General features: G+C 36.5%; 19 protein-coding genes. All 19 read right to left on the bottom strand.

Annotation, left to right across the window (positions count from 1 at the left end):
- Positions 1 to 19: 19 nt before the first annotated feature.
- The gene (gene grpE, locus KUA55_RS04755) at positions 20 to 556 is read right to left on the bottom strand and encodes a nucleotide exchange factor GrpE (RefSeq protein WP_218325036.1); all 537 of its coding nucleotides are present in this window, start codon (positions 554 to 556) and stop codon (positions 20 to 22) included.
- Between the two features lie 26 nt (positions 557 to 582).
- Positions 583 to 1,620, bottom strand: coding sequence for a heat-inducible transcriptional repressor HrcA (gene hrcA / locus KUA55_RS04750; RefSeq protein WP_218325035.1), 1,038 nt, complete (start codon positions 1,618 to 1,620; stop codon positions 583 to 585).
- A 110-nt stretch (positions 1,621 to 1,730) separates the two neighbouring features.
- On the bottom strand, positions 1,731 to 2,888 hold the full coding sequence (gene hemW / locus KUA55_RS04745) for a radical SAM family heme chaperone HemW (protein WP_218325443.1): 1,158 nt from the start codon (positions 2,886 to 2,888) through the stop codon (positions 1,731 to 1,733).
- Between the two features lie 89 nt (positions 2,889 to 2,977).
- Entirely contained in the window at positions 2,978 to 3,895 is a 918-nt protein-coding gene (locus KUA55_RS04740; RefSeq protein ID WP_218325034.1) for a DMT family transporter, read from the bottom strand.
- A 109-nt stretch (positions 3,896 to 4,004) separates the two neighbouring features.
- Complete coding sequence (gene ribF / locus KUA55_RS04735) at positions 4,005 to 4,952, bottom strand: riboflavin biosynthesis protein RibF (protein ID WP_218325033.1); 948 nt, start codon at positions 4,950 to 4,952, stop codon at positions 4,005 to 4,007.
- Positions 4,952 to 5,884 (bottom strand): tRNA pseudouridine(55) synthase TruB, encoded by a 933-nt coding sequence (gene truB / locus KUA55_RS04730; protein WP_218325032.1) that lies wholly within the window; start codon positions 5,882 to 5,884, stop codon positions 4,952 to 4,954. The genes ribF and truB overlap by 1 nt, the downstream gene beginning before the upstream one ends.
- Positions 5,885 to 5,985: 101 nt before the next feature.
- A complete protein-coding gene (locus KUA55_RS04725) occupies positions 5,986 to 8,076 on the bottom strand; it encodes a cation:proton antiporter (protein ID WP_218325031.1) in 2,091 nt (696 codons plus the stop codon).
- Between the two features lie 11 nt (positions 8,077 to 8,087).
- Positions 8,088 to 8,381 (bottom strand): hypothetical protein, encoded by a 294-nt coding sequence (locus KUA55_RS04720; RefSeq protein ID WP_218325030.1) that lies wholly within the window; start codon positions 8,379 to 8,381, stop codon positions 8,088 to 8,090.
- 117 nt (positions 8,382 to 8,498) lie between these two features.
- Entirely contained in the window at positions 8,499 to 8,846 is a 348-nt protein-coding gene (gene rbfA / locus KUA55_RS04715; RefSeq protein WP_218325029.1) for a 30S ribosome-binding factor RbfA, read from the bottom strand.
- A gap of 47 nt (positions 8,847 to 8,893) precedes the next feature.
- Positions 8,894 to 11,584 carry a translation initiation factor IF-2 gene (infB, locus tag KUA55_RS04710; protein ID WP_218325028.1) on the bottom strand — a complete coding sequence of 897 codons (2,691 nt, stop codon included), beginning with the start codon at positions 11,582 to 11,584 and terminating at the stop codon, positions 8,894 to 8,896.
- Between the two features lie 12 nt (positions 11,585 to 11,596).
- The gene (locus KUA55_RS04705; RefSeq protein WP_218325027.1) at positions 11,597 to 11,896 is read right to left on the bottom strand and encodes a YlxQ-related RNA-binding protein; all 300 of its coding nucleotides are present in this window, start codon (positions 11,894 to 11,896) and stop codon (positions 11,597 to 11,599) included.
- Positions 11,889 to 12,185 (bottom strand): RNase P modulator RnpM, encoded by a 297-nt coding sequence (rnpM, locus tag KUA55_RS04700; RefSeq protein WP_218325026.1) that lies wholly within the window; start codon positions 12,183 to 12,185, stop codon positions 11,889 to 11,891. Before rnpM ends, KUA55_RS04705 begins: the two co-directional genes overlap by 8 nt.
- Before the next feature lie 10 nt (positions 12,186 to 12,195).
- On the bottom strand, positions 12,196 to 13,401 hold the full coding sequence (gene nusA, locus KUA55_RS04695) for a transcription termination factor NusA (RefSeq protein ID WP_218325025.1): 1,206 nt from the start codon (positions 13,399 to 13,401) through the stop codon (positions 12,196 to 12,198).
- 12 nt (positions 13,402 to 13,413) lie between these two features.
- On the bottom strand, positions 13,414 to 13,887 hold the full coding sequence (gene rimP, locus KUA55_RS04690; RefSeq protein ID WP_218325024.1) for a ribosome maturation factor RimP: 474 nt from the start codon (positions 13,885 to 13,887) through the stop codon (positions 13,414 to 13,416).
- 141 nt (positions 13,888 to 14,028) lie between these two features.
- Complete coding sequence (locus KUA55_RS04685; RefSeq protein WP_218325023.1) at positions 14,029 to 18,366, bottom strand: PolC-type DNA polymerase III; 4,338 nt, start codon at positions 18,364 to 18,366, stop codon at positions 14,029 to 14,031.
- A gap of 121 nt (positions 18,367 to 18,487) precedes the next feature.
- On the bottom strand, positions 18,488 to 19,756 hold the full coding sequence (gene rseP, locus KUA55_RS04680) for an RIP metalloprotease RseP (RefSeq protein WP_218325022.1): 1,269 nt from the start codon (positions 19,754 to 19,756) through the stop codon (positions 18,488 to 18,490).
- Positions 19,757 to 19,903: 147 nt separating this feature from the next.
- Positions 19,904 to 20,695 carry a phosphatidate cytidylyltransferase gene (locus KUA55_RS04675; RefSeq protein ID WP_218325021.1) on the bottom strand — a complete coding sequence of 264 codons (792 nt, stop codon included), beginning with the start codon at positions 20,693 to 20,695 and terminating at the stop codon, positions 19,904 to 19,906.
- Positions 20,692 to 21,492: an undecaprenyl pyrophosphate synthase gene (gene uppS, locus KUA55_RS04670; RefSeq protein WP_218325020.1), complete on the bottom strand. Its 801-nt coding sequence runs from the start codon at positions 21,490 to 21,492 to the stop codon at positions 20,692 to 20,694. The genes KUA55_RS04675 and uppS overlap by 4 nt, the downstream gene beginning before the upstream one ends.
- Positions 21,493 to 21,647: 155 nt before the next feature.
- Positions 21,648 to 22,205, bottom strand: a complete 558-nt coding sequence (gene frr / locus KUA55_RS04665; protein WP_218325019.1) for a ribosome recycling factor — start codon at positions 22,203 to 22,205, stop codon at positions 21,648 to 21,650.
- Between the last annotated feature and the right edge of the window lies 1 nt (position 22,206).

The raw sequence follows: 22,206 nt of genomic DNA, 5'->3' as shown, positions 1-22,206 counted from the left end.
GACGAATCAGTGAATTTTTTTATTGTGCGACAATAACCATCGCTGGGCGTAACACGCGATCATGTAATTGATAGCCCTTTTGCAATACTTCCACAATTGAATCTGTAGGAACATCATCAGTTGCAGGAATTGTTTGCACTGCTTGATGCAGATTTGGATCAAATACAACATCAACTGCTGGAATTTCTGTAATTCCTTCTTCTTTCAAAGCTACAGTCAGACTTTCTAACACCATTTCCACACCTTTTTTAAGGCTAGCACCTTGATCATCATTTACTTCAGTAGCTAATGCACGTTCAAGGTTGTCAATCACAGGTAGAATTTTTTTAGCTAAATCTTGTGAACGATACTTAACTAATTGTTCTCGCTCATTTTTGTTGCGGTTTTGCATATTAGCAATTTCTGCTCGTGCCCGCAAAAACTTATCTTCCATCTCATTAAACTCTGCGGTTAATTGATCAAACTCAGAAATTTCGTTTTCTTCAATTGTTGTCTCAATTTCCTGATCCATTTCTTCATTCAATTCCGCATCATCGTGTTTGTTTTTTTCTGCCACTTTGCTCTTCCTTTCTGAGGAATATTTTAGTGATTCAAATCAAGGGAACGATAATAATCATCCAGTATTGCTGTCAGTTCGTAACGAAAAACATCTAATAAACCAAATATTTTCGAATAAGGCATTGAAGTCGGTCCCAATAAAGCAATTGTGCCGCGACCATGACCAATAATTTGATAGTTGGCTTGCACCATTGTCAAATTATCAAACATGCGATCTCCCAATTCAGCACCCATGCGAACATGAATCTCTTGATCAGTTGGTAAAAGTAATTTTGTCAATTCATCGGAATCTTGCATCAATGAATACATTGATTTGAACTGAGATAAATCGTCAGGATTTGCGTTCAAAATATTCATCCGACCACTGACAAAAACTTTTTCCTCAAAAGCTTCATTTAAAATGATATCGAACAATCGGCCAATACCATCAGTTGTTTGAAAATAACGATGTAAAATCATCGGAATTTCCGTTCTTAACTTCTGATAGACTGTTAAGAGCGGTTGACCGACTAGACGGTCATTAATGATCTTCACCATTTTTTCTAAGTCACTGCTTGCTACATTCTCAGGAATTCTAAAGACTTGGCTTTCTACATTTCCCTTGTCTGTCACGATAATTGCTAAAATCTGACGGTCATTCAAAGGAACAATTCTAAACCCTGTCAACGTCCGGTCCTTCATCTCAGGTCCTAAAGAAAATGCTGTATAACTAGTAACTTCTGATAAAATTTTGGCTGATTGTGAAATAATATCATCAATCTCATGAATGTCTTTTTTTAAGGAAGAACGAATTTGCTCTACTTCTTGCTTATTCACCTTAGCTGGCGTCAATAAATGATCAATGTAATAACGATAACCTTTTTTCGAAGGTACTCGTCCGGAAGATGAATGAGTCTTTTCAATTAAGCCATTTTCTTCCAATACTTTCATATCATTGCGAATTGTTGCCGAGCTTGCTTGTACGCCTTCTTCCATCAACCTTTTCGAACCAACTGGCTGACCAGTTTCAGTAAAGTCTTGGATGATCAAGCGGAGAATTAAATTTTGCCTTTCCGTTAACATATGCTCACCCTCTGGTTGGCACTCTTTATCTTTAAGTGCTAACTCGATTATAAATATACCATAATTGTAGATTAAGTCAAGAGAAAAGACAAAAAAATTAGCACTCTCTATTAAAGAGTGCTAATCGCATCATCAATTAAAAATTTTTCAAAGACTTCATTGCCTTTAAACATACCTGCCTGAGTTAAAAAGATTCGTTGATCACTGATTTGAAGCAATTTTTCATTGACTAATTCTTCAATGACTAGTGAATAAATATCTTCAATTCTTCTACCAAAGCGTTCTTTAAATTTTTCTTTAGACACGCCTTCTTTTTTTCGTAAACCTAAAAATAGTTCCTCTTCTATTTGGCTTTTAACAGTCAAAAATTCTTCTTCAATAATCGGTAATTGATCCTCTTTTAGAGGCTGTAAATAATGTTGAATCGGTCCACTATTTTTATAGCGTTTATCTCCTAAATACCCACTAGCTCCCGCACCAATTCCAAAATAATTTTGATTGTTCCAGTAAACCATATTGTGTTGACTTTCATAGCCGGGTTGAGCGAAATTACTGATTTCATATTGTTTTTTGCCGGCTTTTTCCAATGCTTCCATCACTTCTAAATACATTTGCGCTTCGATATCTTGCTCCGGTAAAATCATTTTTCCTTTACGAATCCAATTCATAAACATTGTTTTATTTTCCAAAATTAAAGAATACAACGCATAATGCGGCAAATCTAAAGCCAAAGCTTGCTGAATCGTCTCACGAAAACTTTCTAATGTTTGTCCCGGCAGAGCGTAGATTAAATCAATCGTGATATTATTAAAGTCCATTTTATCCAGCAATTTGATTGAATCATAGACATCTTCAGCGGTATGTTTTCGCCCAATTTTTCTTAATAAATGATTATCAAAAGTCTGAACACCCATTGATACACGATTCACACCATTATTCTTAAAAACTTGAAGTTTTTCTTCGGTTAAATCTCCCGGATTTGCTTCAACCGTAAATTCACCTTCACTATAGGGCAGAATTTCCCTTAAGCCTTTCAATAAAACCTCTAATTGATTGGCTGAAAGAGATGTTGGTGTACCTCCACCAACATAAATGGTGGGAACATTTTCCACTGGATATTCGATTAACTGTAATTTTGTTTCATTTAAGACAGCTGCAATATATTCATCTACCGGTTGCCCCTCAATAAAAACTTTATTAAAGTCACAGTAATAACATAGATGTTGACAAAAAGGGATATGAATATAGGCAGACGTTGCTCGGTTCATTTGGTTCATTTCTCGGTCTCCTTGTTGAATCTGCTAACAAAGTTTAACATGAATCATTAAATAAAAAAACATCCAAATAGATGGATGTTTCAACGCATTACTTTTATACTCATCCCAGCAACAATACATGCGAGACCAAAAAAAGTCACAATATTTGGTAATGGATCTCCTAAAATAATAATTCCTAATAAAACGGAAAAAACTACTTCTAATGACTGCGTTGCTTCTGTCGTGGCAAGTAATCGCAAATTATCATGCACCATTTGGGTACCTCGGAAAAACAAATAAGTAGCAATCACTCCTGATGAAAGTGCTACAATAAAACTTGCCGTTACCTGGCTTTGACTCGGCAAGCCACTACGTACGAACGCGATAACGCTGCAAATAAGCCAAGTTGGCAAACTACAAATAAGCATCGCTAAAATTCTTTCCATCGTTGTTAAATTGCTCCCTTCCACATTTAACAACATAACTTTTCGATTGCCTAATGGATAAGCAAAAGCTGCGACTAAAACAACAAAAAAAGCTAGTAAACTATTTTGCCAAGAACTAGCAGAAAAATGACTGGATTCCACCAATACTATTCCAAATAAAATAACTGCAAAACAAAACAAATCAAAGGTTGTCATGCGACTGTCTATTTTTGCTTGATTCGTTTTTGCTAAGAACGGTGCCAAGATACTACCAGCAATAATTGTAATCTGCCAGGTACTCGCCACTAACCAGCCAGGTGCCAAGGTGGACGCAAAAGTCAGCGGAACATAAAACAAACCAAAACCAACTTGACTCCATAAAATCCAGCGTAAAGGTGAGCGTTTGATCTCATTAAAGACTTTTCGAAGCTGATGTCTTTTTCTTGCTACGATAAAAAAGAAAAATGGCAGCATAATTAAATAACGGAGTGCGGCAGTCCAAAGCCAATCGCCGCCATCTAGAGACATCACTTGGTTTAAAACAAAAGTTATCGAAAAGAAAAAAGCTGAAATAACTCCTAATAAAACTGCCATTAACTCACTCCCGTCAATGATTGATATCTTTATTATATAGAAGAAATCACACGCGATCAAAATATTTTTTAGTTATTCTAATAGTTTTTGCAAAAAAACTCATCAATAACTACTTGATGAGTTCAAAATATTTACACGTATTCTCTTTGTCTTGCTCTAATTGTTGAATTAGTTCCTCTGCCGATGAAAATGCTACTTGACCTCTAAGCAAATGATACCAACGAACTTTTACTTTTTCTCCATAGATATCTTGGTCAAAATCTAAAATATTCAACTCAACTGTTAAGGGACGATTTGCTTCAAAAGTATCATTATGTCCAATCGATCCCATTGCCTGATACCACTTATTGCCGACAAAAATCTCATTGGCATACACGCCCTCTTTAGGTAAAAGAATATCATGATCAATTAAAATATTGGCTGTTGGATAACCTAGCGTGCGTCCTCTAGCATCACCATGGATAACAGTTCCTTTAGTTTCATAGACATAACCTAATAATTCATTTGCCGCCTCTAAATCGCCCTCTGATAACAATTGGCGAATGCGAGAGGAAGAGATTTTTTCACTGTCTTTAGTTTTTTCTGAAACAACAACTGTTTCGAAACGATTTTTAGCATAGATCGGCAAGTGATCAACATCGGCATCTTTTCCTTTACCGCCATAAGTATAATCAAATCCTACTACTGCGACTTTCCCATGAAGCGCAACTATATATTCATCAACAAATTTCTGCGGATCCTGTCCAGCAAATGCAGAGGTAAAGGCCACTTCATATAAATAATCAACACCTAAATTTTTCATTAAAACTTCTTTTTGTTTTAAGGTCGATAAATACTTAATCGGTGTCTCTTTTACTTTACTAAATACAACTGCAGGATGTTGATTGAAAGTCATGACTGCGAGTTTTAAGTTCCGCTCATGCGCAATTTGTTTACCTTTTTCAATAACTTCTTGGTGTCCTCGATGCACACCATCAAAAAAGCCCAAAACCAATACGACATCATCATCGGGAATCATCGCTTTTTGATAAGGATGATGTAGTTTAATTACTTCCATTAATTTGACTCCTGTTCATTTCGAATGACTTTACTAGGTTTTAATAACCAGTTTTTTTCTGGATGTTGCTGATATAGACTAACCAATTGATCTTGATAAAAAAAAGCAATTAATGGCGCAGGCAATTGCTTGTAACCAAATTCTTTAATTGGCATTAATTGCCCATTTTTTACTTTCTGCCATTGATTGTCAGTCAAATTGACTCTTGGAAAATCTGTTACTGCCGATTCGATTGGCTGTAATGCTTGATTCATTTGATTACTTTCCATTAATTCAGCTACTTGAGCTAGGGTTCTCGCCTGTCCTGCTGAGTAACCGCCACTGGCCAAACGGGTTAAGTCAGACATATGGGCTGGATAACCCAACTTTTCTCCTAAATCAACTGCCAATGTTCTGACGTAAGTTCCTTTGCCACAGTCTACTTGAAAACGCCAAGAAAAAGTATGCTTTTCTAGATTATAGATTGGCTCACTAATACGTTCAAAGCTTTTAATTTCAGCTTGTCGAATTGGTCTTTCGACAGTTTCACCAGCGCGAGCATACTCGTAAAGCCTTTTGCCCTTCACCTTGACAGCTGAAAACATTGGAGGTACCTGAATAATTGTACCGATAAAACTTGTCATCATTTGATCGATTTCTTCGGTTGATAGAGGTTCTTTCACCTCTTTTTTCTCCACAATCTCGCCTGATGCATCTTCTGTAGTCGTCGAAAAACCTAAAGTAATTTCTCCTTGATAAATTTTCCCATTGTCTTGCAAATATTCTATGACTTTTGTGCCTTTACCAATACAGATTGGTAAGACACCATCGACATCAGGATCTAAGGTTCCTCCATGTCCAACTTTTTTTGTCTGCAAAATTTTTCTTAATTTAAATACGCAATCATGACTGGTCATGCCGCGTTCTTTCCATAGCGGTAAAATGCCATCCATTTACATTTCCTCGTTTCTTATTCAACTCACATATTATAGCATAGCAAAAAAAGGGTGTCAGAACAAAAAGATTTTGCCTCTTTATTCTGACACCTTTTTAATTAATGATCTTCAAGATTATCTGCTTTTTCCTTTGCAATCTGTTTTTTATTTCTAAAGCGAAAATGAACGCTCGACTCGGTAGTTTTTTTCATCGCATAAGACTCCAAAAGGTTCACCCGATGACGGTATTCATTCGCTGAAAAAGTTGAGATTTCTCCAGCTCCTTCGAACTCATCAATGACTTTACGCTCTAAATAATAGCCTCGAATCAATTCCTTTGAATAAATCGGATCTTGTTGGATTAAAAAAGTCCCAAAAAGTCCGCCACCTTCAACCTGCAACATCAAATTTTCTCGCGTAGCGATAAAAAAATCGATTAACTCTTCATCATATACATCTCTTAAATTATCTAATGAATCTAAAATAATTTGACTATTCCGTTCAAATATTGATTTCAAAGCATTTATATCAATATTGCTAACAATTTCTTCTCGTTTCTGACGTCTTTGCCAAGCCAATTTAGGATGTAGAATAATCCGTATTAAGCGTCTCACAAAGATTAACCAAAAGCTTAGGAAAGAGAGCAACTGTTTAGCCACAGAGGATTCAACATTTGATATAAAGCGAGAATATAAGCGATATGCATTGATATTGATGGTCCGATTTCTAAAGCTTTCATCTAAGCCATCTTGCTCCACAGAAATAATTAGTGCTTGAATCTCTTGGAATTCTTGCTGGCTGCTCTCTGGCATTGCATTATTAAACGCCTCTTGAATGCGGTCTTGATAGTTTGCAATCACCGCCTGAAGAGCAAATTGCTCCTTTTCACTTAATTCATTTTGATTCAAGTCTGATTCTAAATTATCAATGACTTCTCGAAAAATACCCATTAATTTAGGTTCTAGTTCTGGTACTTTTTCACCATCCGATAAAAGAGGCAAGACAAAAGTCCCGATAATTAAAGTGAAAAAGGTAACCGAAGCCGTAATAAACAACAGTAGTGAACGATCTCGAAACTCTAAACCATTAATTGTCGCTGGCAAAATAAAGATTGTAGCAATACTGACTGTTCCCTTTACGCCACCAAAAGTCAGCAGTAATCGTTCTCGAATATGACGATGAGTATTTTTAAAGCCCTTTGTACATACGTAGTAGACTGTTACAAATAAAAAACGCAAGACAAATAATAACGCAGTTAATAATAACACTATCGTTACTAAATGCAGATTTGAATAGCTGCGGTTAGTCCATACCGGAGAAAATACTTGAGTTAATTCAATACCTAGAAATATAAATACCAAACCATTTAAAGTAAAACTAATCGTTCCCCAAGTACTTTCAGTAATATTTGACAATTGCGCATCGAATAAAGTGATTTTTCTAAAACCTGCCGCTTCCAATACACCAGTAACCACTGCTGCAATAATTCCTGAAGCGTGAAATAACTCCGCCACAAAATAAGCTGCAAAAGGCAAAATTAATTCAATCATGAAATAAGCCGAAATATCTTGAGCCGAAATACGTTCAATTAAATTCGTAATTTGTCGTTTGATAAAAACCACAGCAAATCCTGCTAACGCACCAGCAATACTAGAAAATAATAATGTGCCACTAGCATCCACTAGAGAAAACTGTCCAGTTAATAAAGCCGCCAGAGCAAACTGAAAAGCTGTTACCCCAGTTGCATCATTAATTAATCCTTCTCCTTCTAACACATGCATAACAGAATTAGGAATATTTAAACGTTTGGCTAAAGATCCCACAGCCACAGCATCTGTCGGGCCCAATGATGCACCAAAGGCTAAACAAGCTGCAATCGGAATGGTCGGAATCAATCCTTTGAGGGCAAACCCCAATCCAACAATCGTTAAAATAACTCCACCAAAGGCTAACAACAGAATAATTTTAAAATGTCTCAAAATGGATGGAATATCTGCAGTTTCACCTTCACGAAATAGTAAAGGAGCAATAATCATCACCAAAAATACTTCCGGCTCAAAGGTTATTGAACGTCCAAGTTCAGTAAAACCTAGGAGAATTCCTAATAATATCTGAATCATAAAAATAGGAATATTGGGAAGTATTTTTGCGATAATATTTGAAAGTGTGATAGCGATGGCGATTACAATGATTATTTCAATTAAACCCATTGAATCACCTCTTATCTTTTAATTTTAGTTTGTTTTGCTTTAATGAGAATTGTAAGAAATTCACGTTTTTTTTGGATGATCTTATCTTCCAATTCTTGAATTTCTGCTTCATGACTGACGGTACAACATAATTGTCCTCGTTTAGCTTCTAAACGCAATAAGTCATGTTTGATTTTTTCAATTTTTCTGAAGGCTAATAAATTATTCTTCTTTAAGCGTAGTTTTAATTCTTTTTTTTCTTCAGGTGAAATGCCGCCAAACTCTTCATGAAGCTGCCGCATTTTTTCATCAAAATTGATGGTCATTTTAATTGCCTCCTAGATTTGATAAAAAAAGAAATCTTTTTAACAATGGTAACTGTAACAGGATTTCATGAAAAATGCAAAAAAATCTGAACAGAATTGTCCAGATTTTTTCACAGATTATTCTTTATTCAGATTTCTTAACATTTGGTCGATTTTTGACCCATATTCAACAGATTCATCTAGTTCAAAAAACAATTCTGGTGTTTTATAAATCGATAATGCTTGGCCCAATTCTCGCCGAATCAAACCTTTTGCTTTATCAAGACCAGCTTGAGCTTTTTGTTTATCAGAAGCTTTTTCAGATAATAAACTGTAAAAGATAGTTGCTTGTTGCAAATCACCCGTCACATGTACATCAGTAATATTTACATCTTGCACTCTAGGGTCACGCACTCTTTTACGTAAAATATCATTCACTTCTTTTAGAATCTCTTGGGCCACACGACGATCACGATAGTTTGGCATCATGTAACTCCCTTTATTCAGATAATATTTACTTAAAATCTAACTTTTTATTTTTGTTCGATTTCTTGCATGATGAAGCCTTCAATAATATCGTCAACTTTTACATCATTGAATTTTTCAATCATAGCGCCACATTCGTAGCCCATTTTAACTTCTTTCACGTCATCCTTGAAACGTTTCAAGCTAGCAAGTTTGCCTTCAAAAATAACAATTCCTTCACGGATTAATCGAATTCCACTATCTCGTTGGATTGAACCTTCAGTCACATAACATCCAGCAATCGTTCCAACTTTAGAAACTTTGTAAGTTTCACGGATAACCATTTGACCAGTAATTTTTTCTTCAAATTCTGGATCCAACATACCCTTCATAGCTGTTTCGATTTCTTCGATGGCTTTATAAATGATACGGTGTAAACGAATATCAACTTCTTCACCTTCAGCTTGTTGACGCGCTTGTGGTGTAGGACGCACATTGAATCCGATAATAATCGCATTACTTGCTGCAGCTAAAGTAACATCACTTTCGTTAATGGCACCTACAGCTGAATGGACGATATTTACTCGAACACCTTCAACATCAATTTTTTGTAATGAAGCAGCTAAAGCTTCCGCAGAACCTTGAACGTCCGCTTTAATAATGACATTAACAGCTTTTAATTCGCCTTCTTTTAATGATTCAAACAAGTTATCTAAAGTTACCCTTTGGTTAGCATTTCGTTGAACCAACATTGCGCGTTTAGCTCGCTCTTCACCGGCAGCACGTGCAGTTTTTTCATCTGCAAAGACGGCAAAACGGTCACCTGCTTGAGGCACATCATTTAAACCAGTAATTTCAACTGGTGTCGCAGGTCCAGCAGTTTTATCACGACGACCAATGTCATTTGTCATTACTCGGACACGTCCGTAAGTATTCCCCACAACGATTGGGTCCCCGACATTTAAAGTTCCTTCTTGAACTAATAAAGTCGCAACTGGGCCTTTACCTTTATCTAAACGGGCTTCGATAACTGTACCGATGGCAGCTTGCTTAGGATTAGCTTTCAAATCTTCCACTTCAGAAACTAATAGAATCATTTCTAATAGTTCTTCAATGTTTTGATTGAATTTGGCAGAAATTTCCACGAAGATTGTGTCGCCACCCCATGCTTCAGGAATTAATTCGTACTCACTTAATTCTTGCATCACGTGTTGTGGATTAGCGCCTGGTTTATCAATCTTATTTACTGCTACGATGATTGGCACTTCTGCCGCTTTCGCGTGATTGATTGCTTCAATTGTTTGAGGCATTACTCCGTCATCAGCAGCAACTACTAAAATAGTAATATCTGTAATACTTGCTCCTCGAGCACGCATGCTTGTAAAGGCCGCGTGACCTGGAGTATCTAAGAAAGTAATTGGTTTGCCGTTAATATCGATTTGGTAAGCACCGATATGTTGCGTTATCCCGCCGGCTTCTCCACTGGTTACTCGAGAATGACGTAAAGTATCTAGCAAAGTAGTTTTACCATGGTCAACGTGACCCATGATGGTTACAACTGGTGGACGTGGTACTAATTTGTCTTCATCAACTTTTTCAGCTTCAAAGAACCGATCGATATCAGCAATATCCACTTGTACTTTTTCTTCGGCTTCCATACCATAGTCAGTTGCTAAAAGTTCAATCGTATCTTTATCCAATGGTTGGTTTTGGTTGACCATAACACCTATCATGAATAATTTTTTGATGATTTCCGCTGGCTCGCGGTGAATCTTTTTAGCAATATCTGCCACGTTCATGCCATCAGTATATTCTAATACATCAGGTAATTCACGGAATTTACGTGCTGGCACTGGCGGTTTATTGCTGGTTTGTTGTTGACGACCTTTTTTGCCTTTTTTGTTGAACTTGTTACGACGATTTTGGTTGCCACCATAACTATTTCCACCGTAGCTATTACGATTTTGATTGTTATTACTGTATGTTTTTTTGTTTTTATTTTGCGTGTTACTTTGTCCACCCTGGTTTGTCCCTTGTTGATTATTAGTCGTTGGACGATTTTGTTGATTATTAGTTGAACGATTTTGATTACTGTTTTGTTGTCCAGTATTTGTTGGACGATTTTGATTTGTATTTGCTGCTGGACGGTTTTGATTATTTGGTCTTTGTTGCGAATGATTTTGACCACTTGCATTCGTTCTATTTTGGTTGCTTTGAGTCGGTCTGTTTTGTTGCGTATTTTGAGATGAACGATTTTGATTATTGCCTTGAGTCGGGCGATTTTGTCCACCAGTATTTTGGGCTGGACGGTTTGATCCACCAGCGTTTTGAGTTGGTCGACTTTGTTGGTTATTTTGTGGTCGACTGTTCTGTGTTGATTGGGCTGATCGATTCGCCTGGTTATTATTCGGGCGATTTTGATTCCCTTGATTATTTTGATTGTTGCGATTAGGTCTTGCATTATTTTGGTTTTGATTCACGTTTTCTTTATTTCCTTTTCTATTTTGAAAGTTTGGATTATTTTTTGAACTTTTCCCATGGAATTTATTTTTTTCGTGCTGGTTAGCTGCTGGTTTTGCTGGAGTATTGTTTACTTTATCAGCTGGTTGAAAAGCCTTTTTCAGCTTGGTTTCATCGTCTCCTGAAAGTGAACCCATATGGTTTGTCACTTGGATTCCTAGCTTATTGGCTTTCTCCACAACTTCTTTACTTGATTGATTGATTTCTTTGGCAAATTCATATACTCGTTTTTTTCCCATGCAATCACCTTCCTAACCTTTTATTAACGTCATGATTTTTTTCGCAAAGCCATTATCAACAACTGCGAGTACTTTTCGCGGTTTGCCAATGGCTGCAATAACCTCATCCTCACTTAACGCGATGACACATGGCGTTTTATAGTACTGACTTTTGTCAGTTAACTTCTTTTGTGTATTTTCACTGGCATCAGTTGAGACAATCACAAGTTTCGCTTTGCTTTTGCGAATTGCTTGAATAGTCAGTTCTTCTCCAGTAATCAGTTTGCCTGCACGCATAGCAAGCCCTAACATGTTTAAGACTTGTTTATTCATTACTAAAAAGCTCTTTTCTAGCTTTTTGATGTTTCACATAATCCAATAATTCTTGATAAAAAGCATCACTAATTTCAGTCTCTAAAACGCGATCTAATAAGTGTTTGTCCCAGGCTTTTTCAACTTCACTAGGTTCTAGTGCAACATATGCACCGCGACCCGGCATCTTGCCAGTAGGATCTAAACTTACTCCACCATCTTTTGATTTCGTGATTCGTACCAATTCTTTTTTGGGAAAAAGCTCACCTGAAACGACTGATTTTCTCAAAGGAACTTTACGTTTTTTCATCAGTGACCTCCTAGTTTTCCGTTTCCTCATCAAAAGCTACTTCTTCAATATCATCTGTTGACATATCTGGTGTAATTTCTTCAACTGTCACTTCTTCAACAGGAACTTCTACTTCAGGAACCTCAGCTAAAGCTTCAGCTGATTCATCAAAATCACCATCATCATAATTAGCATAAAATTCTTCCATATCCGATTCAGCTTTGATATCAATTTTGTGAGCTGTTAATTTTGCAGCTAACCGTGCATTTTGGCCCCGTTTTCCGATTGCTAATGATAGTTGGTAATCAGGAACAACTACCGTACAAATTTTCGGATTTTCAACATCAAAAATGACATCTTCAACTTGTGCTGGGTTTAGAGAATTTGCAATAAATACTGCCGGATCTTCATTCCATTCAACAATATCCATATTTTCACCTTTTAATTCATTGACAATCGCTTGTACTCGTTGTCCTTTGGGTCCAACACAAGTACCAACTGGGTCAATATTAGGATCATTCGAGCGAACAGCTACTTTTGCACGATCGCCTGCTTCTCTAGCGATACTAACAATTTCAACTGTACCATCGTAAACTTCTGGTACTTCTTGTTCGAATAAGCGACGCAATAAATCAGGATGTGAACGACTAACAAAGACTTGTGGTCCCTTTGAAGTGTTTTCTACGCGAGAAACGTAAACTTTAATTCGATCATGGGCTTGATAACGTTCGTTAGGAATTTGATCTTGTTTAGATAAAACAGCTTCAATCTTTCCTAAGTTCACATAAATATAGCGGTTGTCTTGACGTTCTACGATTCCTTGCATAATGTCATTTTCATATTCGCTGTATTCATTGTAAATAATGTTTCTTTCTGCTTCACGAACCCGTTGCAAAATAACTTGTTTTGCTGTTTGTGCAGCAATCCGACCAAAGTCTTTTGGTGTTACTTCAAACCGAATCTTGTCACCAATCTCGTAAGCTGGATTGATTGTCATGGCTTCTTTTAAAGAAACTTCTAATTGTGAGTCCATCACTTCTTCTGTTACTTCTTTGACTGCAAAAACGTGAATGTCACCTTTTTTCTGGTTGAAATCAACTTCAACATTTTGCGCTTGTCCATAATGTCTTTTATATGCGGAAACTAAAGCTGCTTCAAGGGCTTCAATCACGATTTCTTTAGAAATACCTTTTTCTGCTTCCAGAGTGTCTAGTGCATTAAGCATTTCTTTACTCATTTATTTTTCCTCCTAAAACTCAATTGCCAAACGGGCTTTTGCGATATTTTTTCGATCAAATGTAATGTCTTTTTTTCGGGTTTTAATTTTGACAGTCAAAGTCAATTCTTCTTGGGTCAACTCTTTTAAGAAGCCTTCGTATTGCTTTTCACCTTCAATATTTTGATAAAGGGAAATATGGATATACTCACCTAAAGCCTTTTGATAGTCGGCTTCTTTTTTCAATGGACGTTCTGCACCAGGAGATGAAACTTCCAGAAAATAAGCTTGGGGGATCGGATCGGGATCTAACGCGTCTAATTTCTCACTTAATTTTTCACTGACAAAAGCACACTCTTCAATATCAATGCCACCTTCTTTATCAATAAAAATTCTTAAAAACCAACTTTTCCCTTCTTTGACAAACTCAATTTCCACTAATTCAAAATTTTCTTTGTCAACAATCGGCGTAACTAAATCTGTCACGGTTTCGATTACACTGCTCAAGCCTGTAGCCTCCTTTTCAATCCATTAAAAAGAGTGAGGGATTTCTCCCTCACTCACTCATCTGATTACTTTGTAATACTATCATAAATTTATAGAAAATTCAACTGATGGTTCATTGCATGTTGTTTCTTTCATTTTTCTTTACATATCAAAAAGTGAAAGCTGATTTTCATCAGGTAGATCCTTCAGAACTCCTTGATTGTCCATATACTCGATTAACGTTTTTGAGACTTTGCCACGAGTAGCCAAATCTTCTTTCGATAAGAAAATACCATCTTTTCTTGCTTCAACAATTTGGTTTGCTACGTTTAACCCTAATCCTGGAACTGCTCTAAAAGGAGCAATTAAAGTATCTCCATCAATCACAAAATCATGGGCATCGGATTTATATAAATCAATCATTGAAAATGAAAATCCACGTTCCAACATTTCATTACACAATTCTAATACCGTCAACTGATTTTTCTCTTTCGTAGTTGCATCCATTCCTTTATCAGTGATGGCTTTCATAGCAGCTTTGACTGCATCTTTACCTTTCGCCATGGCGACTAAATCAAAATCGTCAGCCCGTACTGAAAAATAGGCACAGTAATATAAAATTGGGAAATAGACTTTAAAATAAGCTACCCGTAACGCCATTAATACATAGGCTGCCGCATGGGCTTTCGGAAACATATACTTAATTTTTGAACAAGAATCAATATACCAATCAGGTACATTATTTTCTTTCATAGCTGCTAAATAAGTATTTCGCAATTCATCATCAATTTTGTTCCACATACCTTTACGTACCGTTTCCATAATCTTAAAAGCCATCCCAGAATCTAGACCAGCATGAATTAAATAAACCATGATATCATCCCGACAACCGATTACTTCAGCCAATGTTGCTTCTCCTCGCGAGATTAATTCTTCTGCATTGCCTAACCAAACATCGGTTCCGTGAGATAGCCCTGAAATTTGCAGTAATTCTGCAAAAGTAGTTGGACGCGTTTCTTCCAACATCCCCCGTACAAAACGGGTACCAAATTCTGGAATACCTAAGGTCCCAGTTTTAGAAAAAATTTGATCAGGTTCCACGCCTAAAACATGGGGACCAGAAAAAATTTTCATAACTTCTTGATCATCTGTCGGAATTGTTTTCGGATCAATTCCTGAAAGTTCTTGCAGCATCCGAATCACCGTCGGATCATCGTGTCCAAGAATATCTAGTTTTAAAACATTGTCATGGATCGAATGGAAATCAAAATGGGTCGTCTTCCATTCAGAACCTTGATCATCAGCCGGATATTGAATTGGCGTAAAATCGTAAACATCCATGTAATCAGGAATAACAATAATCCCACCTGGATGCTGACCAGTAGTCCGCTTTACGCCAGTTGCACCTTTAGCCAAACGATCAATTTCAGCATTTCTAAAATGTAAATTATGATCTCGTTCATAACCTTTTACGAAGCCATAAGCCGTTTTATCAGCTACCGTACCAATTGTTCCAGCTCTAAACACATAATCCTCACCAAATAAAACTTTGGTATAATCATGGGCTTTGGCTTGATAATCGCCAGAAAAATTCAAATCAATATCGGGAACTTTATCACCATGGAAGCCTAAGAACGTTTCAAAAGGAATATCGTGCCCATCTTTATTTAAACGAGTACTGCATTTCGGACAAGCTTTTTCCGGCATATCAAAACCTGAACCATAAGAGCCATCATCAAAAAATTCTGAATACTGGCAATTTGGACAATAGTAATGAGGCGGCAAAGGATTCACTTCGGTAATTCCAGTCATGGTAGCTACAAAACTAGAGCCAACTGACCCACGAGAACCAACTAAGTAGCCATCTTCATTACTTTTATGAACTAGTTTTTGTGAGATCAAATAAATAACTGAGAAACCATTACCAATAATAGAAGTCAATTCTTTTTCTAAACGTTTTTCGATAATTTCCGGTAAAGGATCGCCGTATAATTCTTTGGCTTTCGAATAACTCAACTCTTTGATTTCTTCTTCTGAACCAGGAATTTTCGGCGTATACAATTCATCTTTGACTGGGACAATTTCTTCACAAATATCAGCAATCGCATTTGTATTGGTTACCACAATTTCTTGTGCCAATGCTTCACCTAAAAAGCTAAAAGCTCTCAACATTTCATCAGTTGTTCTGAAATGAACGTCAGGTAAAGAATGGCGATTTAATGGGTTTGCTCCCCCCATTGAACTAATCAAAATTTTGCGATAAATCCCATCTTCTTCATTTAAGTAATGGACGTCACCTGTTGCTACGACGATTTTATCTAAATCCTTACCAATTTGAATAATATTTTTAATAATATCTTCCAAATCAGCCTGGCTTTTGACTAACTCTTGTTCAATTAACGGTGCGTAGACAGCTTTAGGCATGACTTCTATGTAATCATAGAAACTCGCTTTATTTTTTGCCTCTTCGACACCTTTTTGCATCATCGCTTCAAATATTTCACCATTTGAACAAGCTGAACCGACTAATAAGTTTTCTCGCAATTTTTTTAACTGAGAGCGTGGAATTCGCGGAACTCTTTCAAAGAAATTCACGTTAGACATCGAGATTAACTTGAATAAGTCTTTTAGTCCTGTCTGATTTTTAGCCAATAAAGTCACGTGAAAAGGTCGTGCTCGTTTGTAAGAATCACCTTCTCCCACATGATCATTGACTTGATCATGATAAAACATTTGATGATTTTCCATTGCTTCTTTGATGAAAATCCAAGCCAAATGTCCAGTTGCCTCGGCATCATAGACTGCCCGGTGATGCTGTTCTAAATTAATTCCAAATTTCTTAGTCAAGACTCCTAGACCAAAACGTTTAAATTGCGGGTACAGATATCGAGCCAATTCCAAAGTATCAATTACCGGATTGCTTGTTTCTGGCATATTATTTCTAACGTAAGTTGTATTAATAAAGCCAATATCAAAAGAAGCATTGTGGGCAACTAGGATGGAACCCTCACTGAATTTCTCAAAGAGTGTCATGACTTTTTTTTCTGATTTAGATCCCCTCACCATTTCATCAGTAATACCAGTTAGATTGATAGTGGTTTCTGATAACGGATGGCCTGGATCGATAAATTCTTCAAAGGTATCGACGACATTTCCTTTATGCATTTTTACAGCAGCTAATTCAATAATTGTATCGTAAACTGCTGAAAGCCCGGTTGTTTCTACGTCAAAAACAACATAAGTTGCTTCATTTAATTCAACATGACTGTCATTATAGGCAATCACAACACCATCATCTACAACGTTTGCTTCCACACCATATAAAATTTTCACGCCTGCTTTTTTCCCAGCAGCATGGGCATCTGGAAATGATTGCGCTCCTGCGTGATCGGTAATAGCTACTGCTTTGTGTCCCCATTTACCAGCTTGAGCGACTAAATCTTTAATATTATTGGTAGCATCCATCGTAGACATATTTGAATGTAAATGTAATTCGACTCTTTTTGCCGGAGCATTGTCTGTTCTTTCTGGATGTTTTACTTCCTGTAAATCTTGTGCATTCATAACTAAATCTCGCATAAAAGTATCTTCTTGAATGCTCCCTCGAACTTTTAGCCAACTTTTTTCAGGAATGGCATCAAACAATTGCTCATCTTTTTCGCCGTTGGAGAATTTCTTTACGACAAAAGAAGAGGTATAATCTGTCATTTTCAAGATTAAAATTTTGCGTTTCGAACGCAGCTCACGGATTTCTTTATCAAAAATAAAGCCTTCAATGGTTACACGACGTTCTTCTTCGATAATGTTGCCCATTGGAGTAATCACTTCATCAGTCGGAATATTTCTACCCATTTGGATTGGACCGCTTTGACTAGTCGCTTTTTTATCTTTCTTTTTGCTTTCGTAAGTAGCAATACTTTCCGCTGCTTGGGCCTGCATTGCAGCTTCTTGCTCTTTTTTACGTTCTTCGAAAAGCTCGACTACTCGTTGAGCCTGTTCTTCGTCAACTTCTGGATCAATACGTAATTTTGGAAAGCCAAAATTTTCTAGATTTTCCTCTATTAAGGGTAAATATTGTTGCTTCAAAAATGGAATGACTTGTTGATTATCAATTAACAAAATAATTTGGTTACCAGAAATAACTGGCAACGGCTTACTCAAAACTTGTTTGACTAATGGCGTATCACAATCTTGCTCTCTAAGCGCGATTTGCCAATAAGCTTGCAATATTTTTTCATCATAATTATTTTCTAAAGGAACAATATGTAGTTTTACACTGGCAATTTGATTGAAGGCAATTTGTAAATGATGATAAAAACGTAAAAATAATTCTGCCGGTAAAATTTTAGGTGTTTGAATATAAAATTCCCAAACTCTTGAATTTTGATGGACTACCACTTCTTTAATCGTTGCTTCTTGCATCAAAGAATTTTGCTGGTCTTCATCAGCTAATTCAATTTGTTGTAATAAATTTTCAAACATTTCGCGATTTTCAGACACCTTGACATCTCCTTCACTTTTTTTAAAGTACTTCTCAGTATAACTTTTTTTTCGATTTCTTGCATTACAAAACAAAAAGATGCGGCTCGATTATATCTGCCACATCTTTCATTAAATTTTTTTAAAAGAAAAAACGTTGAATATCATTCCAAGTTACTAGAACCATCAATACCATAATAAAAGCAAATCCAACCATCGTGATCATGCCTTCTTTTTCAGGGTCTAACGGTTTTCCGCGAATACCTTCAATAAAGTTTAAAACAATTTTCCCACCATCAAATGCTGGAATCGGTAATAAATTAACAATTCCTAAATTCATTGATAAGAAAGCCATTAAGTTAATCACCGTAGCTACTCCTTGACTGGCTGCTTGAGAAGACAACTGATAAATCATGACGGGTCCACCTAATTTATTTAAGCTAAAACCTGTGAATAAAGATCCTAACGCAGAAAGTAATCCGGTAACCATTGCAAAGGCTCCAGTAAAACCACTGGCAATTTTATCGATAATTCCGGTCTTCATGGCATTAGTTACACCAATTTGTCCAATGGTTTCATTGCCACTTTTGACACTTTTTGCAGTTAAAGTAGTTGTTTCTTTATTTCCATTATGACTGTATTCGATGGTTAATTTTTTGTCGGGATTTTGGGTGACAATAGCGGTCAAATCATTCCAGCTACTAATTTTTTCTCCATCAATCGATAAGATGCGATCCCCGTCAGCTATACCTGCAGCTTCTGCCGGACTGTTATCTTGAACGGTACCAATTTGGTTAGTATTTGTTACTGGCACGCCACCACGAATAAAGGCCAACGCGATTAATAATACAATCGTTAAAAGAAAATTATTCATTGGTCCAGCAAAGTTTGTTAAAATTCTTGACCCTAATTTTGCTGATTGGAATTGTACATCTCTCGGTGCAATTCGGACTTCTGTTCCAGTTTCTTCAATGATAGTTGCATCATGATTAACAGGATAGACGACTTCTTGGCTCTCATCACCGTGAACATAACCTTTTAAAGTTAAATCATCAACTAAATCGGCAGCAATTAATTCCATTGGTACACTATTTGGCAACTGAATTTTTTTACTAACATTAATTCTCTGTACTTCACCTTTAGGACTCAGCTCAACTGAAAGTGGCATACCAGGAGTCAAGTTTGTTTCTTCTTCCTCCAAACCCGCCATCCGTACATAACCACCAATTGGTAGCAAACGAATCGTATAAGTGGTGCCATCTTTACCCATATGAGCATAAATTTTTGGCCCCATACCAATCGCAAATTCACGAACCAAAATTCCTGCTCGCTTTGCAAAAAAGAAATGTCCAAATTCATGAACAATCACTAACACTCCAAAAACAATCAAAAACGTAATAATTGTACGCATTAAAATCCTCTACCTTCACTGATTTTCTTGTTTATTAGTCTATCATACTTATTAAAAAAGACCTATCTTTCTTTATCCACCGATAAAAAAATTTATAAAAAGAGCCATTAAGAAATAAAACTTTCTTAATAGCTCCAAAATTTATGTTTAAAAAATGCCAAGTAAATGCATCATTGGAAAGACAAACAACATACTGTCAAAACGATCTAAAATGCCGCCATGACCTGGTAAAATTTTCCCTGAGTCTTTTACTCCGTAATGCCGTTTAATTGCTGACTCTACCAAATCACCAAATTGACCAACAATTGAAAAGATAATTGTAAAAATAATCATCGTCAATAAATTATGTTGGAAAATCCCCGGCATCGCGATAACAAAAATGATTGCCACAACAACTGCGGATAAAATTCCGCCTAAAGCACCTTCTACCGTTTTATTTGGTGAAATATCTGGCCATAGCTTCCGATTGCCAAATCTACGACCAACCATATAGGCACCGATATCAGTCGCCCAAACAACAAAAAAGGCAAATAATAATAGTGCTAATCCTGCTGAACGAGCAACAACTAAATTTTGAAAACCCATCCCCACATACAAACTCACTAAAACTGGAAAACCAGCTTCATCAAAAGTATAGGTATTTTTCGAAATGACTGAAAATCCTAAAATAATCATCACTGTTAGATAGAATAATAAATAATTGCTTGTATCTCCAAAGAAAGAAAGATATTTATTTATTGGAAAAACTAAAAATACTGCTCCGAGAATGGCTAATACTCCTTCAAAGCTTAAGATCGCTAGCTGTCGCATTCTAAAAAGTTCATAAACACCGACACCTGCTAGAACAGCAGCTGCGATTTCGACTGCTATTCCGCCAACATATAATATTGGAATAAAAATAGCTAAAGCTACAACTGCAGTAATTACTCTTGTTCTCATTTTTTCTCCTCCTTGTCTAGTCCACCAAAGCGTCGGTTTCGCTTTTGAAAATCAGCAATGGCGGTTTCTAAATGTTCCCCATCAAAGTCTGGCCACAACGCTTTAGTAAAAAATAATTCGCTATAGGCTAACTGCCATAATAAGAAATTACTGATTCGTTCTTCACCACTGGTACGAATTACTAATTCGGGATCTCGCAAATCTTCAGGTAAAAACCCAGTCATTAGATGATTACCCATAACCGTTTCATCAATTTCCTCAACGGCTAAATGATTGTTTTGCACTTCCGTGGCAATACCTTTTACAGCTGTTAAAATTTCTGCCCGGCTGCCATAATTCAAGGCAAAATTTAAGACCAGACCATCGTTTGTAGCAGTCTGTTCGATAGCTCGCTTTACAGCATCTTGTGTATGGGCCGGTAAATATTGTTCGTAGCCCATAACATGGACCTGCACATTTTCTTCAATTAACTCTGGCACAAAAGTATCAAAAAAGTCGACAGGTAATTGCATCAAAAAGTTAACTTCATCATCGGGACGCTTCCAATTTTCAGTTGAAAACGCATATAAAGTTAATACTTTTACCCCTAAACGATTGGCATGCTTCGTAATTTTCTTAACCGTCTCCATGCCTTCTTTATGGCCAGCAACTCTTGGTAAACGGCGATTTTTAGCCCAACGACCATTTCCATCCATGATAATCGCGATATGTTTAGGAATAGCTTGTTTAGGATCAAAGGTTAATTGACTTTTTTCTGGTGTATATTTTTCTTTTTGCGGAAAAAATCGTAAGACCATTTTTTTCCTCCTCTTAACTGCGTTTTAATTCACATGCAATTATAGCAATAAAATAAGCTTTTTCCTATGACAAACCAATCATATTTAGCTTTTTTCAAGAAATAAAAAAATCTTAGAGAAAAGAACTTGCTCTCCTCTAAGAAATTTACAATGAATTAGCCTTCTAGCAATTCTTTTTCTTTGTCAGCGATAATACTATCGATTTCTTTCACACTTGCATCAGTCAATGCTTGAATATCTTTTTCTAGATTACGTAAATCATCTTCTGTGATTTCACTGGCTTTTTGTTGCTTTTTGTAAGTTTCCATTACATCACGGCGGACATTACGGACAGCAATTTTTGCGCCTTCAGCTTCTTTTTTCACATCTTTAGCCAATTCTTTACGACGTTCTTCAGTTAATTGTGGAATCACCAAACGAATGACATTGCCGTCATTTGCTGGATTCAAACCGATGTCAGAAGCTAAAATAGCTTTTTCAACATCTCCAATTGTACTTTTATCAAAAGGCGTAATCATTAATACCCGTGCTTCTGGAATAGTAATTGAAGCCAATTGATTAATCGGTGTTGGTGCACCATAATAATTAACCGTAATCCGATCTAGCAAGCTTGCATTTGCACGACCTGCTCTAATTTGTCCAAGTTGGCGTTGTAATGCTTCCTCAGCTTTTTTCATTTTTTCTTTTGCTTCTGTCATGACTGCATCTGCCATG

It is taken from the genome of Enterococcus alishanensis (assembly GCF_019218635.1).
GTDB classification, from domain to species: Bacteria; Bacillota; Bacilli; order Lactobacillales; family Enterococcaceae; genus Enterococcus_A; species Enterococcus_A alishanensis.
The sequence above is the reverse complement of the archived record's forward strand: the minus strand, read 5'-3'. Positions and strand labels throughout refer to the sequence as shown.